This window comes from Ferruginibacter sp., assembly GCF_031391665.1.
In the GTDB taxonomy this organism is placed as follows: domain Bacteria; phylum Bacteroidota; class Bacteroidia; order Chitinophagales; family Chitinophagaceae; genus Ferruginibacter.
Window position 1 is genome coordinate 13,086 of record NZ_JANMUN010000206.1, and the last position, 15,500, is coordinate 28,585.

18 protein-coding genes and 1 tRNA gene are annotated in these 15,500 nt (G+C 36.1%); 12 read left to right on the plus strand and 7 right to left on the minus strand.

Annotation, left to right across the window (positions count from 1 at the left end; translation table 11 throughout):
- The first annotated feature begins 111 nt into the window (after positions 1 to 111).
- From ACY651_RS15115 to ACY651_RS15150, 8 genes are all read left to right on the plus strand, one after another.
- Complete coding sequence (locus ACY651_RS15115) at positions 112 to 1,170, plus strand: cytochrome c oxidase subunit II (protein ID WP_462254219.1); 1,059 nt, start codon at positions 112 to 114, stop codon at positions 1,168 to 1,170.
- Between the two features lie 30 nt (positions 1,171 to 1,200).
- On the plus strand, positions 1,201 to 3,003 hold the full coding sequence (locus tag ACY651_RS15120; RefSeq protein ID WP_462254221.1) for a cytochrome c oxidase subunit I: 1,803 nt from the start codon (positions 1,201 to 1,203) through the stop codon (positions 3,001 to 3,003).
- A gap of 107 nt (positions 3,004 to 3,110) precedes the next feature.
- The gene (gene cyoE, locus ACY651_RS15125; protein ID WP_462254223.1) at positions 3,111 to 4,076 is read left to right on the plus strand and encodes a heme o synthase; all 966 of its coding nucleotides are present in this window, start codon (positions 3,111 to 3,113) and stop codon (positions 4,074 to 4,076) included.
- Positions 4,077 to 4,301: 225 nt separating this feature from the next.
- Positions 4,302 to 4,853 (plus strand): cytochrome c oxidase subunit 3, encoded by a 552-nt coding sequence (locus tag ACY651_RS15130; protein WP_462254225.1) that lies wholly within the window; start codon positions 4,302 to 4,304, stop codon positions 4,851 to 4,853.
- A gap of 76 nt (positions 4,854 to 4,929) precedes the next feature.
- Positions 4,930 to 5,814, plus strand: a complete 885-nt coding sequence (locus ACY651_RS15135; protein WP_462254227.1) for a cytochrome c oxidase subunit 3 — start codon at positions 4,930 to 4,932, stop codon at positions 5,812 to 5,814.
- Positions 5,815 to 5,910: 96 nt separating this feature from the next.
- Positions 5,911 to 6,348 carry a cytochrome C oxidase subunit IV family protein gene (locus tag ACY651_RS15140; RefSeq protein WP_462254229.1) on the plus strand — a complete coding sequence of 146 codons (438 nt, stop codon included), beginning with the start codon at positions 5,911 to 5,913 and terminating at the stop codon, positions 6,346 to 6,348.
- 231 nt (positions 6,349 to 6,579) lie between these two features.
- Positions 6,580 to 7,338: an SCO family protein gene (locus tag ACY651_RS15145; RefSeq protein ID WP_462254231.1), complete on the plus strand. Its 759-nt coding sequence runs from the start codon at positions 6,580 to 6,582 to the stop codon at positions 7,336 to 7,338.
- A gap of 1 nt (position 7,339) precedes the next feature.
- A complete protein-coding gene (locus tag ACY651_RS15150) occupies positions 7,340 to 7,930 on the plus strand; it encodes a DUF420 domain-containing protein (RefSeq protein ID WP_462254233.1) in 591 nt (196 codons plus the stop codon).
- A 4-nt stretch (positions 7,931 to 7,934) separates the two neighbouring features.
- Here ACY651_RS15150 and ACY651_RS15155 read toward each other — a convergent pair whose 3' ends face one another.
- The 6 genes from ACY651_RS15155 to ACY651_RS15180 all read right to left on the minus strand — a co-directional run bounded on the left by ACY651_RS15155 (position 7,935) and on the right by ACY651_RS15180 (position 12,252).
- Positions 7,935 to 8,678 (minus strand): S1 RNA-binding domain-containing protein, encoded by a 744-nt coding sequence (locus ACY651_RS15155; protein WP_462254235.1) that lies wholly within the window; start codon positions 8,676 to 8,678, stop codon positions 7,935 to 7,937.
- Positions 8,675 to 9,091, minus strand: a complete 417-nt coding sequence (locus tag ACY651_RS15160) for an MGMT family protein (RefSeq protein WP_462254237.1) — start codon at positions 9,089 to 9,091, stop codon at positions 8,675 to 8,677. The genes ACY651_RS15155 and ACY651_RS15160 overlap by 4 nt, the downstream gene beginning before the upstream one ends.
- A 19-nt stretch (positions 9,092 to 9,110) precedes the next feature.
- The gene (locus tag ACY651_RS15165) at positions 9,111 to 9,323 is read right to left on the minus strand and encodes a DUF5522 domain-containing protein (RefSeq protein ID WP_462254239.1); all 213 of its coding nucleotides are present in this window, start codon (positions 9,321 to 9,323) and stop codon (positions 9,111 to 9,113) included.
- Positions 9,307 to 10,077: a tRNA (guanosine(46)-N7)-methyltransferase TrmB gene (gene trmB, locus ACY651_RS15170; RefSeq protein ID WP_462254241.1), complete on the minus strand. Its 771-nt coding sequence runs from the start codon at positions 10,075 to 10,077 to the stop codon at positions 9,307 to 9,309. The genes ACY651_RS15165 and trmB overlap by 17 nt, the downstream gene beginning before the upstream one ends.
- 72 nt (positions 10,078 to 10,149) lie before the next feature.
- A complete protein-coding gene (locus ACY651_RS15175) occupies positions 10,150 to 10,872 on the minus strand; it encodes an outer membrane beta-barrel protein (RefSeq protein WP_462254243.1) in 723 nt (240 codons plus the stop codon).
- A 144-nt stretch (positions 10,873 to 11,016) separates the two neighbouring features.
- The gene (locus ACY651_RS15180) at positions 11,017 to 12,252 is read right to left on the minus strand and encodes a LamG-like jellyroll fold domain-containing protein (protein WP_462254245.1); all 1,236 of its coding nucleotides are present in this window, start codon (positions 12,250 to 12,252) and stop codon (positions 11,017 to 11,019) included.
- 237 nt (positions 12,253 to 12,489) lie between these two features.
- On the opposite strand from ACY651_RS15180, the gene ACY651_RS15185 reads away from it, so the two are divergent.
- Together ACY651_RS15185 and ACY651_RS15190 are read left to right on the plus strand one after the other, a co-directional pair.
- Positions 12,490 to 12,563: transfer RNA gene (locus ACY651_RS15185), tRNA-Ile, on the plus strand.
- 43 nt (positions 12,564 to 12,606) lie between these two features.
- Complete coding sequence (locus ACY651_RS15190) at positions 12,607 to 13,221, plus strand: HAD family hydrolase (protein WP_462254247.1); 615 nt, start codon at positions 12,607 to 12,609, stop codon at positions 13,219 to 13,221.
- A 35-nt stretch (positions 13,222 to 13,256) separates the two neighbouring features.
- Here the strand turns inward: ACY651_RS15190 and ACY651_RS15195 are convergent, their stop codons facing one another.
- Positions 13,257 to 13,493 (minus strand): hypothetical protein, encoded by a 237-nt coding sequence (locus ACY651_RS15195; protein WP_462254249.1) that lies wholly within the window; start codon positions 13,491 to 13,493, stop codon positions 13,257 to 13,259.
- A gap of 166 nt (positions 13,494 to 13,659) precedes the next feature.
- On the opposite strand from ACY651_RS15195, the gene ACY651_RS15200 reads away from it, so the two are divergent.
- Both ACY651_RS15200 and nusA read left to right on the plus strand, forming a co-directional pair.
- The gene (locus ACY651_RS15200) at positions 13,660 to 14,124 is read left to right on the plus strand and encodes a ribosome maturation factor (RefSeq protein ID WP_462254251.1); all 465 of its coding nucleotides are present in this window, start codon (positions 13,660 to 13,662) and stop codon (positions 14,122 to 14,124) included.
- Between the two features lie 50 nt (positions 14,125 to 14,174).
- Entirely contained in the window at positions 14,175 to 15,425 is a 1,251-nt protein-coding gene (gene nusA, locus ACY651_RS15205) for a transcription termination factor NusA (RefSeq protein ID WP_462254253.1), read from the plus strand.
- Positions 15,426 to 15,500: the final 75 nt, after the last annotated feature.

A 15,500-nucleotide genomic window follows, 5' to 3' on the forward strand; every position in this document is an offset into this window, starting at 1 on the left:
AAAGAATGGTCGAGTTTTAAAAGTAACTGTAGGATTAGTAAAAGTAAATTGAAATAGAAAGCTCTAAAAGCCCCTCTTCGGGAGGGGTTGGGGAGGCTAAATATAAATTATATGAAAGAGTTTTTATTAATTGCATTGGGCGCTTTGGTTTTTGTTGTCGTATTTCAAATTGCGAAGGCAAGTGAATACGTGAGTGTTTTAAAAGGCGAAGAAAAAACCCGTAGGCAAAATAACAGGATCAATGCTTTTTTGCTGTTAGGCTTTTTGGTATTTGGATTAATTGGAGTGTGGTATTGCAATGATATATTTTATAAGAAAACATTGTTTCCGCAAGGCTCTGCATCTGTTGAAGGAGAAAGTTTGGACAGTATGTTTATGATAACAACTGCCGTAACAGGAGCTGTTTTTATTCTTACCCAAATATTATTATTTTGGTTTGCTTTTAAATATCAGGAAAAGGATGACACTAAAGCTTACTACTTTGCACACAGCACCAAACTGGAGTTAATATGGACAACTATTCCTGCCATTGCACTTTGTGTGCTGGTTGCTTTTGGTTTAAAAGCATGGTTTAAAATTACAGGCGATGCGCCAAAAGATGCTATACTAGTAGAGGTAACAGGCCACCAGTTTGGTTGGGAATTTCGCTATCCAGGTGCCGATAAAGCTTTAGGACAAAAAAATTACAGGCTAACAAAAGGAGCCAATAGTTTGGGTGTAGATTTTGAAGACCCTGCAAGCTGGGACGATATACATGTTTCAACTACCATGCACATTCCTGTGGGCAAACCTGTAAAAATGGTAATTAATGCACAGGATGTAATTCATGATGTGGGTTTACCGCACTTTCGTTTAAAGATGGATGCGGTACCTGGCATACCAACTACACAATGGTTTACGCCAAAGTTTACAACAGAAGAGATGAAGGCAAAAACGCACAACCCAAACTTTACTTACGAAATAAGTTGCGACCAAATGTGCGGTAAAGGCCATTTTTCTATGAGAGGAATAATAATTGTAGAGAGCGAAGCAGAATACAGGAAATGGTTAGCTACACAAAAATCTGAGTACTATACTATTTATCCTAAAAAAGATCCGGGGTATAAAGAGCCATCATTAGCAGATACTGCTAAAGGGCAATTGCCTATGGCAGCAGTTGTAAATAAATAATTAAAAAGATTCTTGAAAAAACAATAGAATATGAGTAGCGTAGCCACAATACACGGAGCAGATGTTCATGCAGGGCATGATGCACACCACGAACATCATCATCACGAAACGTTTATAACTAAATACGTTTTTAGCCAGGATCATAAAATGATTGCCAAACAATTTTTGGTAACAGGTATGATATGGGCTGTTATAGGAGGTTTATTTTCTGTGATTTTCCGTTTACAATTGGGTTATCCCGAATCTACTTTTCCATGGCTGGAAGATTTTTTAGGCCATTGGGCAAAAGGCGGTAAACTAGACCCTGAATTTTATTATGCATTGGTAACCATGCACGGAACAATTTTGGTATTCTTTGTATTAACAGCTGGATTGAGCGGAACCTTTGCCAACTTTTTAATTCCATTGCAAATTGGTGCAAGAGATATGGCTTCGCCATTTTTAAATATGCTGAGCTATTGGTTCTTCTTTACAGCATCAATCATAATGTTCTCTTCTTTATTTGTACAAACCGGCCCTGCAAGTGGTGGATGGACGGTTTATCCACCACTAAGTGCTTTAGGCGATGCTTCGGATGGCAGTAAAATAGGAATGGATTTATGGCTGGTAAGTATGGCTATGTTTATTGTAAGTTCATTATTAGGTGGTCTTAATTATATCAGTACTATTTTAAACTTGCGTACCAAAGGAATGAGCATGACAAGGTTACCATTAACCATTTGGGCTTTATTCTTTACTGCAGTTTTGGGTGTATTAAGTTTTCCGGTTTTATTATCAGGCGCTATTTTATTATTGTTCGACAGAAATTTAGGCACCAGCTTTTTCTTAAGTGATATTTATGTAGCAGGAAAAATTTTACCTAACGAAGGTGGTAGTGCAATTTTGTTTCAGCATTTATTCTGGTTTCTTGGCCACCCCGAAGTGTATATTATATTATTGCCTGCAATGGGTATGAGCTCGGAAATTATTGCAGTAAACAGCCGCAAACCAATATTTGGTTACATGGCAATGGTGGGTTCTCTATTTGCTATTGCGATACTAGCGTTTTTGGTTTGGGCACACCATATGTTTGTAACAGGGCTTAATCCTTTCCTTGGTTCTGTATTTGTATTACTTACTTTATTAATTGCGGTACCATCAGCCATCAAAGTATTTAACTGGCTTACTACATTGTGGAGAGGGAGTATACGTTTTACACCGGGCATGTTATTCGCCATTGGTTTTGTAAGTTTATTTATCAGTGGAGGTTTAACAGGTATCTTTTTGGGTAACTCTGCATTAGATCTTCATTTGCATGATACTTATTTTGTTGTTGCCCACTTTCACATTGTAATGGGTGTGGCATCTTTCTTTGGTATGTTTGCCGGTGTATATCACTGGTTTCCTAAAATGTTTGGCCGCTATTTAAACAACACCATGGCCTATATCCATTTTTGGGTAACTATTGTGGGAGCCTATTTAATTTTCTGGCCAATGCATTACGAAGGCCTGGCTGGTATGCCACGCCGTTATTATGATTTCTCTCAATGGGAATCTTTTAAAATGTTTGGTGAACTAAATCAATTTATAAGTTTTGTGGCAATGATTGTTTTTGCAGTGCAGCTGTTGTTTATATTTAATTTCTTTTACAGTATGTATAAAGGAAGAAAAGTAGCTACAGAAAATCCATGGGGTTCAAATACATTAGAGTGGACAACACCAATTAATCCGGGGCATGGTAACTGGCCTGGAGAAATACCGGAAGTATATCGTGGTGCTTATGATTATGCAAAAGACGGTCATGAGTTTATACCACAGAATGTACCAATTGGGGATGATGAGACGAAGCATTAACCCCTATCCCTTAAAGGGGGAAATGGAGAAGATTGTAAAAACGTAGTTAAAGATGAAAAAGATAATGTTGTTGAAATGCTTAATTACAAATGTTGATAATAAAATAAATGCCCGGCCTCCCTCTCTTCCGGAGAGGGAAAGAGGGTGAGGCCATGAATAAGGAGAATATACCTATACCCAACTCAACATCTTTTAAGTTGGTGAGTAAAGTGAAAGATTACTTTCAGTTAATCAAATTCACTTTAAGTTTTATGGTGGTATTTAGTACGGTGGTTAGTTTTTTAATTGGATACAGTGAGCAGGAATATATATACAGTCAGAATAAAATAATATCAGTTCTTTTACTTTTTGTGGCAGGAATGCTAATCACGGGTTCGGCAAATGCAGTTAACCAGGTATTGGAAAAAAATTCTGATGCGTTAATGATGCGTACGGCTAAAAGGCCTGTTGCCAGTGGCAGAATGAGTGTTAATGAAGCAACAGCATTTGCAGTTATTGCAGGGGCGCTGGGTGTTTTCATTATGTGGAAGTGTTTTAATTTTCAAAGCGCCATGCTGGGTTTATTTAGCTTATTGATGTATGGATTTGTTTATACACCACTAAAAAAAATAAATTCTATTTCTGTTTTGGTAGGGGCCATACCGGGAGCCTTACCCTGTTTAATTGGATGGGTTGCGGCAACTGATAGTTTTAGCACTGGCGGATGGATCTTATTCGGCATTCAGTTTTTATGGCAGTTCCCTCATTTTTGGGCAATAGCCTGGCTGGCACATAAAGATTATACAGCTGCAGGCTTTAAATTATTGCCGGGAGATAAAGGCCCAACAAAATTTACTGCAATGCAAACTGTTATTTACAGTGCATTAATGATACCTATGGGTTTGTTGCCGTATGCAACAGGCATGAGCGGAAAGATGAGTATATGGATTTTGCTGGCCTGCAACCTGTGGATGGTTTATGTAAGCATTCTTTTATTTATTAGGATGGATGCAGCAAGTGCAAGAAAGGTAATGTTCAGTTCTTATTTTTATTTGATGATTGTGTTGCTGGCTTTGTTTGCAAACAGGATGTAAACCCCAAAGCCCCCTCCGCCCCCTGAAGGGGGAACTTGCGGAGATGGAAGCGAAGATTGTTGCGGAAATTTGCAAAACACAATTAAAGATGAACAATGAGATACTGTACAAGAGTGTCTCGCCTTAGGCCAGACCAATGAGGATGATAAGAATTAATAAAGCTCGGTACAAAAAATATTTTTAATAAAATTCCCTTTTGGGTTTGAGGTTATGAATACAGTGGTAATGGAACAACGAAATAAAATACATCCGCATAAGTTTACTTTGTGGATAGGCATTGCAAGTATTTTAATGATGTTTGCCGGATTAACCAGCGCATACATCGTTAAACGTAACCAGGCAAACTGGATAAGTTTTGAATTGCCTTTGGCTTTTTGGTACAGTACCGCAATAATGGTGTTAAGCAGTATAACATTGTTTTTAGCAGGCCGTAGTTTTAAGCAAAGGGAAATGCAAAAGTACCGCAGCCTGATGACGACAACTATTGTATTTGGAGTTCTTTTTATTGTACTGCAAATAATTGGGTTTAAACAATTGTGGAATATTGGAATAACATTACAGGCAAATGTTTCGTTCTCTTTTTTATATGTTATTGTGGGTTTGCATGCAGTACATGTTATTGGAGGTGTAATTGCTTTATTGTTTCTTTTTGTAAAAGCATTTAGTACAAAAACAAGAAATTATAATTCGGTACCGGTAGAAGTAACCAGTACTTACTGGCACTTTGTAGATGCACTTTGGTTGTATTTGTTGTTTTTTTTATGGATGATAAAATAAACAGCGTAAAGTTTTTAGTAAAGAATTACACTAAGGTTTAATAGTAAAAATAAACAGGAACATAAAAGTTATATAAATGTCAACAACAGCAATACCAACAAATACCAAGTGGTGGAACGGGGGAAGAAGCCCGTTTAATGCCAGCTATGGTAAAGTGATGATGTGGTACTTTTTAATGAGTGATGCATTTACATTTGGTGCATTTTTAATTAGCTATGGTACTATCAGGTTTAGTGTAAACGACTGGGCCGATCCTAACCATGTGTTTAATTCTTTTCCGCTGGCAGGGCATGCTAATTTGCCTTTGGCATTTGTAAGTTTAATGACTTTTATTTTGATTTTCAGTTCGGTAACTATGGTATTAGCAGTGCATGAAGGCCATAATATGAACAGAAAGGGAGTAGAGAAATATATGATTCTTACCATTTTGGGCGGACTTGCATTTTTGGGTTGCCAGGCTTGGGAGTGGACGCATTTATTAACCGGCGAACATATTGCTTTGTTAAAAGATGGAACACTTTCTGTATTACCAACAACAGTAAAATCAAATCCGTGGGGATCACCGGTAGCACATGATGCCATGCTTGCAGCCTTGCAAACAACCCCACACGACCAATTGGTTTCTATTGCATCAACATTGCACCATAGTGCAGAAGCAGGAGTACACCACGATTTATCAACAGTATCAAATGCAGAATTAATCAATACAATAAAAGCAGCAAATATTGAAGTAAGCAATGTGGGCAGGCCTGCATTTGGAAGCTACTTTTTTGGTATTACTGGCTTTCATGGTTTTCACGTATTTAGCGGCGTGGTAATTAATGTGGTAATGTATGCTAAAACAAAGATGGGGCATTTTGATCAGCGTGGCCATTACGAAATGATTGAAAAAGCAGGATTGTACTGGCACTTTGTAGATTTGGTGTGGGTATTTGTATTCCTTTGTTTTTATCTAATTTAGTTTAGAGGTTTAGATGTTTAGGGGTTTAGTTTACCCTTTCCTAAACATCTAAACCCCTAAACATCTAAACTCTTTATAAACGATTTAAAAAGAATTATGTCAGCACATTCAGCATCACCGGAAATAACTTTTCACCCCGAGCACACAGGCGGTACTAAAAAAATATGGAGGACATTTTGGTTACTCTCTGCCTTAACTATTGTTGAGCTTGGTTTAGGGTTATTGATTTATAATATTCACAAAGGCGAGCACCCTAACCATACACTGGTATTAATGTTTAAAGGGCTGGTTTGTATATTAACTATTGCCAAAGCTTATTATATCGTTTCAATTTTTATGCATTTGGGTGATGAAATAAGGAATATGATAATGACCATTGTGGTGCCTTTATGTTTATTCATTTGGTTCATCATTGCATTTTTATGGGATGGTAACAGCTGGAAAACAATGCGTAATACAGATGCTGGCAGTCACCCCGACAGAACAGAGCAAATACAAAAACCTGCTGCAATAGAAAAAGGATCAAAAGAATAATTTTTTATAAAAATAATTTACAGCCATCGCACAAAAGCGGTGGCTTTTTGTTTTAAAAGAATTCAGATTTATAATTAGTATAAACTATGCTTTTGATTTTGGTTGATGTAAATTTGCAGTTGTTTAAACTTGAAAAGATGAAAGAGAAACAAATTATCAGGCTGTTAAAAGTCCTTCCTTTCGGGGAGGATTTAGGAGGGGCTTATGAATAAAAAAGCCCTGCTTGCTTTAATGCTTGCAATACTGATGCCGTTAACCGGTTATTTTCTGGTTAAATATTACAGCAAACAGGCAGTGCACATGCCCGGTAAATATTATTTGCCTGATAGTGTGGTTGTAAGAGAAAGAAATGGAAAAAAAGTTACTGATACCATCTGGCATAAAGTAAAAAATATTCAGTTTACCAATCAGTTAGGTAAAAAAGTAAGCCTCGATGATTTGCATGGAAAAATAATTGTGCTGGATTTCTTTTTTACACGTTGCCCTTCTATTTGCCCTGGCTTGGCAAAAAGTATGAAACGCCTGCAGGATTCTTTTGTAAAAAACGACAGCATTGTTCAATTCATTTCTATAAGTATTGATCCGGAACATGACAGTGTACCACAATTAAGAAAATTTGCTGACCGATATAATATTAACCATGATACCTGGTGGATGGTAACAGGCGATAAAAAAGAAATTTATGACTTTGCAATAAATGAAATTAAAGCAAATGTTGCCGACCCGGGTGTGGATACCGCATTTATACATACAGAAAATTTCTTTGTATTAGACAGTAACAGAATTGTTCGTGGTTTTTATAACGGATTTGATACCCTGCGGCAGGCAAATTTAGTAAGGGATATTCCATTATTAATGTTGGAAAGAGATAAAACTGCACCATCAGTTTTCAGGGATTTTATACCTATACTGCCCCTTATTTTTATTGCAATAGCCATTGTTTTTATAATAACCATTTTACTAAACCGAAACAGAAACAAACAAAAGTAATATGTTACAACCTTCGATGCAAAAAAAAGATACAAAAGCAAAATGGCATATCACCATTTTTTCGATAATTGTTTTTGCTGCTGTAACAGTTTTGGGTAAATATAATTTAGCAGGTAAAGTTGATTTACCATTTGATGTGCATGTGTTTGCTTTAATTAATGCTATTATTAATTCTTTGGTAACTGTTTTATTAATTGCCGGATTAATATCTGTAAAAAATAAAAACTACCTGCTGCATAAAAAAATTATGCTCTTTGCAATGGCTTTGTCGGTATTGTTTTTACTTTCTTATATCTGCCATCACCTGTTTGCAGGCGAAGTTATTTATGGCGATACTGATGGTGTAAAAGGTTTGAGTGATGCGGAAACTGCTGCAGTTGGCAGTATGCGTAAAGTTTACCTTGCCATTTTAATTACACATATTCCGCTTGCAGGTTTAGCGCTGCCATTTATTTTATTTGCAGCATACCGTGCCTTAACCGGCGATTATGAAAAGCATAAAAAAATTGTGCGTATTATTTACCCTGTATGGTTGTATGTGGCTATTACAGGAGTTATTATTTATTTTATGATTAGCCCTTATTATGAATAAGCAGCTAAGTAATTTGCTCCACAATTATTTTTTGAGGACTTAAATAACTGATAACTACTTTAATTTTTTCTCCAACTTTTATATCTTTTGATATGGCACTTGTTGCTGCATTTTTTGATAAAGGAATTTTTGCCTGTATTTTATCTCCTATTACGTTCAGGTAAATACCATGCTCGGAAATTTTATATACTTCTGCTTCAACCGCTGTTTTAGCTTTATGTAATTTTACAGCAGCATAAAACTCCGGGATATAATTATTATTAAAAAGTTTAGCAGTTACCTTGTCTTTCTTTTCCATATTTTCTAATGAAAAAGTTACGGCTTCATTCAATTCCTGCTCCGTTGGTTGTATGCGCCATGGCGAATGAGCAACAGGAAAAAAAAGATAACTGTCTATCTCTTTTACAAAAATTTTATCATCCGCCATTTTTAAATAACCAATAAAACTGTTTTCGGTTTTGGCCTTATTTAAAAGTACATCCAATGCCGTGTTGTATAAATACTGAATATTAGTGGCTATCATTTTATCGCCTCTGCCAGAAAGTTGCACAGTAAAATTTACTAAATCACCAATATGAAACACATGCGTCTTTTTTATTACCCCTTCTTTTTTTAATTGCAGTTGTGTTTTATCATCCACAATACCATTAATGGTTTTCTTTTTTCCATTTACTTCGTATTCAATCATCACGTATTGTTTTTCGTGATTAACAAAAGAAACTTTGCCTTGTACAATTGTATTGCTCATAAACTTAATTCAGTTATTGGATCCCAAAATATTTTTTTAAAATCTACCACAGTGTCGTTTTTTACTGCAACACCATCTTTCTTTAATAATTCTTCCATTAAAGTGGGGGTGCCAAAATGATGCTTGCCACTCAATATTCCATTTCGGTTAACCACACGCTGTGCCGGCACTTTTGGTTTGGCAGTATGTGCTGCATTCATTGCCCAGCCCACCATACGTGCCGAAAGTTTTGTACCAAGGTATGCCGCAACAGCACCGTAAGAAGTTACTCTTCCTTTTGGAATTTGTCTTACTACATCATAAACATCCTGAAAAAAAGAAGCCCCTCCTTGAACTACGTTCGTTCTCTTTTCAGAGAATCCCGAAGGGGAGGAACTTGCAGTAAGATTCTTTTTAGAATTTTTCTCCTTCATTATTGAAAAGATACATAAATTATCCGGGTATGTAAGCCCCTCCTTTGGAGGGGTTTGGGGAGGCTTGTATTAATTCGCTGCGTTTTGGTTCAGGAACATTTATATATTCATAAGGGCAGTGCCTGCAGCCATTACCACAGCAAAACCCTTTTTGCAAATGGTATTTTTCTGTAAGAACAATATAGCCCTGTTCATTATAGTAAAAATCTTCTCCTTCAGTCAGGTTGTTCATTTTTTAATTGCTCCTGTAATTGGTCATCAATATTTTTTATTACCGCCGGCAAAGTAAATTTAAGATAATGTATTTTATTACTTTGGGCAATATCTAAACTTTCGTAGTGTGTTTTTATTTTCAATTCTTCTTTTACTTGCGTTTGTTGGTACACATCACTGCACTCTTCAACAATAGTTAAATCGTAAAGTTCAATTACCTTTTTTGTAAAAAGATAAAGGTCAGGCGAATCGGTTTTTAAATGAATAACTCCTGATGCTTTTAAAATTTGCTGGTACAATCTTAAAAAACGGGGATGTGTTAATCTTTTTTTTGCTTTGGATATCCGTAACTGAGGATCAGGAAAAGTGATCCATATTTCATCAACTTCGCCGGCAGTAAAATAAGTGGCGAGTTTTTCAATTTGCGTTCTTAAAAAAGCAGCGTTGTTTATTTTTTCGGTTAAACATTTTTTGGCGCCAATATACATGCGGTTACCTTTAACATCAACACCAATAAAATTTTGTTGGGTAAATAATTTTGCAAGGCCAACAGTATATTCGCCACGGCCGCAGGCTAATTCTAAAATAATTTTATTTTCATTTTTAAAAAAAACTTGCCATTTGCCGGGCATGTGTTCTGGATATTCCAGCACATTGGCAAAGGTTTTTATATCTGCAAAACGTTGTAATTTTTTTTGAGCCATGGGGCGCAAAGATATAAATGCTGCAGGTAATTTAGAAGGATAATAAAGAAATACAAATCCGTTTAGCAAAACAGGATTACTGCAGCAAAAAAATCTAAATTGATTGGTAACTAGAATAAGTGAATTAGAAAATTAGGACTTTTACAAACCGCTCAAACTAATACCCACCTGAAAAGGTTTTATCTGCGGACCTACACCATCCTTTAATAAATTATTTATCTGGTAGCTGCCAAATAAAGAAAAATTACCCAATCCCACACGGCCGGTAACAGATATACGGGTGCTGTTAAAAAAACGTTTACTGCTTTCTTTTTCGGTATAAGAATTAATAGTGCCGCCACTTCTGTTTAATAAAGTTTTGCCTTTAGTATGTGCATTTAATAATGTACCTACTTTAACGCCAATTGCAGCCTTAATACTTTTGTTACTTTTGGCAGGGTTATCAGTAAACCTCAGCTCCACAGGTATTTCTAAAAAAGCGGTGGTGAGTTTATATTTTTTAAAATGATCTAAAGTATCCAAAGTATTAAAAGGAAGGCTTGCTTTGGTAGATTTAATATCAATACTGTAATTTTTAAAATACATACTGCTTGTTCCAACACCTACACCAAAAGCAGCGCTAAAACGTGGATTATTTTTAAATGGCTTATTCATCATCACATAAATATTTCCACCTCTTGAAAGTGATTTTTGATGATCTTTAATACTGTCAGGTACACCACTCCAGTGATCGCTGCTAAGTTGTAACATAATATGATCTCCGGCACGGTTAGCTAAATCAGCCTTACTTATAGCTTTTTTATCTTGGGCAAACAGGGTAACTACGGATACAGCAGCAATAAAAACAAGTATTATTTTCTTCATAATTAATTTTGAAGCTGCAAAATAACGTCAAATAATTTAATGAAGCGTTAAATATTTACTATAGCTTTAAGAGGGAGACAAATAAAAAATAGCCGGTATAAATGCACCGGCTATTATAAACAAAGGAGGCCATCAGTTTTATATCTATTGTTTTATAAACTTTTTTGATTGAGTACCCTCATTATTATTAAGTGTAAACTGGTAAATTCCTTTAGGCAAATGAAGCACGGGAATGCTGGTTGCATTATTTCCCTGGCTTAACTGCAACTGCCTGCTGTAAATTTTTTTTCCGGAGGCATCGGTAATAAAAATTGTTGCTGTTTCTGATTTTGCTGAAGGTAATTGCACCTGCAGCACATTATCAACAGGGTTGGGAAAAAGCTCAATAGTAATAACCTGGTTACCCTTAATAACTACAGTACGGCTGTAGGTGTAAGCATTATCAATGTCAGCAAGTTTCAGCCTGTAATAGTTTATTCCAGCGCTTGGGTTTATATCAGTATAACTGTAATTTTGTTTGCTTGATGAATTGCCTTTTGCATTTACCCTGCCAATAGCGGTAAAATCTGTACCATTAGTACTTCTTTCCACCTCAAAAAAGGCGGTATTTTGTTCACTTAAGGTTTCCCAGTTTAATATAATACCACCTGTATTTTTAGCAGCAGTAAACTCACCCATTTTAAGAGGTAAAGTGGCGCTAACCAATTGTGCAACTTCAGTTGCCGACAATGCCCTGTTGTACACACGCAGCTCATCAATTTTAGAGCCGTTTGAAATTGGGTTATAGTTACCGCCAACTGAGACAGCATACATTTGGCCAAGAACAGGTGCATTAGGGTAAGTAATAGCCGAAGCACCTACTGCTCCCGAAATTACCTGAACACCATTAACATAAAGTATCATAGTACTGCCACTTCTTACAGCACATACTGCTTTCCACTGGTTTGCAGGCAAAGCTGCTATTGCACCAATAGAACCGTTTTTAAAATTAAAACGCAGTGTATTGTCTGAATTAAAATACCAAACACCGCAGCCGCCATAATTTAAACCATTATCATAAAAACCCTGGTTTAAAGCCGAGGTAGCCATATAAATGCCAAAGGAAATCGAAAAATCGCCGGCAAAATCAAGGTTGCCGTTATCAGTAATATTTACCGCAGAGGCTGTGGTGCCTGCAAAAAGCAATGCTTTGTTAGCCGCACCAACAGCATTGGTAGTAAAAGATGTGTTGGTAGATGTGGCTGTAATGCTGGCTGAACCTGAATTAGTTAAATTTCCATCTAATTTTAAATGGCCAACAAGACCAGCTGTTGGTTGTGCTAAAAGCAGCAAATTTTGTAAACCCAAAACAAAAAAGCAGAGTAGTTTTTTCCGTTTCATACTTGTAAATTTTTTAGTGAATAATGCGGTATAATCAAAAAAATATGGAGACTGTGTTTTACAAGGAAATGGATACTGTAAAATTGGAAAAAACAATACTGCTGTGTAAGGGCATAATAACGCAAATGTTAAGGGGTTAAAACACGGTAAGGAACCTAAGTTTTAAAACGAATTAGGATAAGATAGTTTTTAATTAAACAGCTTTGATTATATTTGCAGCCTCAAAAGAAATTTTGAGGGCCTATAGCTCAGCTGGTTAGAGCACCTGACTCATAATCAGGGGGTCCCTGGTTCGAGCCCAGGTGGGCCCACAAAACGCCTCGAAAATTTCGGGGCGTTTTTATTTTTACGCCAATGAACAATATTAAAAATATCATCTTCGATTTAGGTAATGTATTACTGGATATAGATTACAGCAAAACAATTACAGCATTTGAAGACTTAGGTTTTAAAAATTTTAAAACCGATTTTGCCCCTCAGGCAATGGGCACATTATTTCAACAAATAGAAACTGGTAAAATGGAGGAGGAAGCATTTTATCAAGCGATAAAAGCTAAAAGCAAAACCCCCATTACCAATACACAAATAAAAAATGCCTGGAATGCATTGTTGTTGAATTTTAGAACAGAAAGCCTTTCTTTTTTAGAAAAAATATCTTTGCAATACAAGCTCTACCTGTTTAGTAATACCAATAGCATTCACCTTGCAAAATTCGAAGAAATATTTACGAGAGATACAGGCAAACCCAGTCTGGATGCATATTTCAACAAAGCGTATTATTCTAATATTATAGGATACAGAAAACCCGATGCAGCGGCCTATGCCTTTGTGTTAAACGATGCAAATATTATTGCAGGAGAAACTTTATTTATAGATGATCTGGAAATTAATATCGAAGGCGCAAAAGCCCTTGGCATACAAACCCACTTGTTGCTGCCACACGAAAGGGTACAGCAACTAAAATTATAAACTCTTTAAATTCACTATTCACAATTGACCATTCACTATTTTACTTCCTCAAATTCAATATAATCATCGCCCTTGGGTTTAGAAGCAGGTTCTTTTGTAGTGGCATTAAATTCGTTGCGTTCCTGGCGGTTCATCTGCTCATTAACATTGCGCTGCATTTCATTCACCTTTTGCTTCACCTGTTTGGTGGTGTTGTAAATAGGAATAATAAAGTCAAATATAAGTTTGTAGAGCATGTATAACAGAAACAGCTCAAATAATACTTTTAACATAGCACAAAGTTATAAAACCCCGCAATGCTTGCCTGTTAAATTTTATACCCGGTTAAAAATGATAATTTAATACTATCATTTTGGCAGTTATACGGCATTTGCATATATTTGCAGCGGACAATGAAGCAAATGAAGGGAACGGGAATCGTTCCCTTCTTCTTTTACTATGATTGAGCAAACACAAATACAAACCATTGAAAAACTGATTGCACCATTACTGGTGGATGATATTTTTCTGGTATCAGTTAAAGTAAAACCCATCAATAATTATAAAATTTATTTAGATGCTGATGGTGGCCTGGGTATTGAAAAATGTATAAAAATAAACCGGGCATTGTATAAAATAATGGAAGAAATGGGCATGTATCCCGAAGGGGATTTTTCTCTGGAAGTATCAAGCCCCGGTATTGATGAGCCGCTGAAATTATTACGGCAGTATAAAAAAAATATTGGAAGAAGTGTAGAAGTAACTACTAATAGCGAAGAAAAAAAAGAAGGGCTGTTAAAAGAAGTAACCGACGATTCAATAACTATAGAACAAACAGAAGGCAAAGGGAAAAAAGCAATAACACTAAATACAATTATCAGCTTTGCTGATATAAAACAAACTAAAGTGCTGATAAAATTTTAATTACATAACAAAACCCCCATACCGGCTGGGATATTGAGCTGGCGAGGATTATGGCAAGTATTAACTTAATCGACTCATTCCAGGAGTTTAAAGAAGCAGAAAATATTGATCGTCCTACGTTGATGAAAGTGATGGAAGATGTGTTTAAAACACTCATCAGAAAAAAGTATGGCAGCGATGAATGTTTCGATGTTATTGTAAACGATCAAAAAGGTGATTTGGAAATTTTCCGTCGCCGTACCATTGTTGACGATGATGATCTTTATAACACCCTTACCGAAATTGAGTATAAAGATGCCATTAAAATAGAGCCCGATTACCAGGTGGGAGAAGAGTTGTATGAAGAGGTAGATATACAAAAAGAATTTGGACGCCGTGCAATTTTAGCAGGCAAGCAAACCTTAGCAGCACGTATCAACGATTTAAAAAAGAACATTCTTATTAAAAAATACGAAGACCGTGTAGGTGATATTGTAAGTGGTGAAGTGTACCAGGTTTGGAAAAAAGAAGTGTTGCTGCTGGATGAAGAAGGTAACGAAATGTTATTACCAAAATCTGAGCAAATACCAACCGATTATTTTAAAAAAGGCGAAACTGTAAGAGGTGTTGTAAGAAAAGTAGAATTAAAAAATAACCAGGCGGTAATTATTATATCAAGAACAAGCCCTTCCTTTTTAGAAAAATTACTGGAGATTGAAGTGCCGGAAATTTTTGACGGCCTGATTGTTGTTAAAAAAATAGTAAGAGATCCCGGGGAAAGAGCAAAAGTGGCGGTTGAAAGTTATGATGACAGGATTGATCCGGTAGGTGCATGTGTGGGTATGAAAGGAAGCCGTATCCATGGTATTGTAAGAGAATTAAAGAATGAAAATATTGATGTAATTAACTGGACGGCTAATACGCAGTTATTAATTCAGCGTTCTTTAACTCCTGCTAAAATTACCAGCATGGATATTGATATGGAAACTAAACATGCCAATGTGTATTTAAAACCAGACCAGGTTTCGTTAGCAATAGGCAGAAGAGGTGTAAATATAAAATTGGCCTGCGAATTAACAGGTTTTGAAATTGATGTGTTCCGTGATAACGAAGGCGAAGTAGAAGAGTTTGATATTGATTTGGATGAATTTACAGATGAAATTGAACCATGGGTAATTGAAGCTTTGAAAAAAGTTGGTTGCGATACCGGACGTTCAGTATTAGACCTTAGCGCCGAAGAATTAGAAAGAAGAACCGATTTAGAAAAAGAGACTATTGAAGATGTAAGAAGAATATTGAAGGAAGAATTTAGTAAAGAATAACAGGCAGGGCACGTTACAATGCGTTGGCAATAAAAATAGTGGAGTGCAAACTCAGCAGCCAATGTCTTAATGACA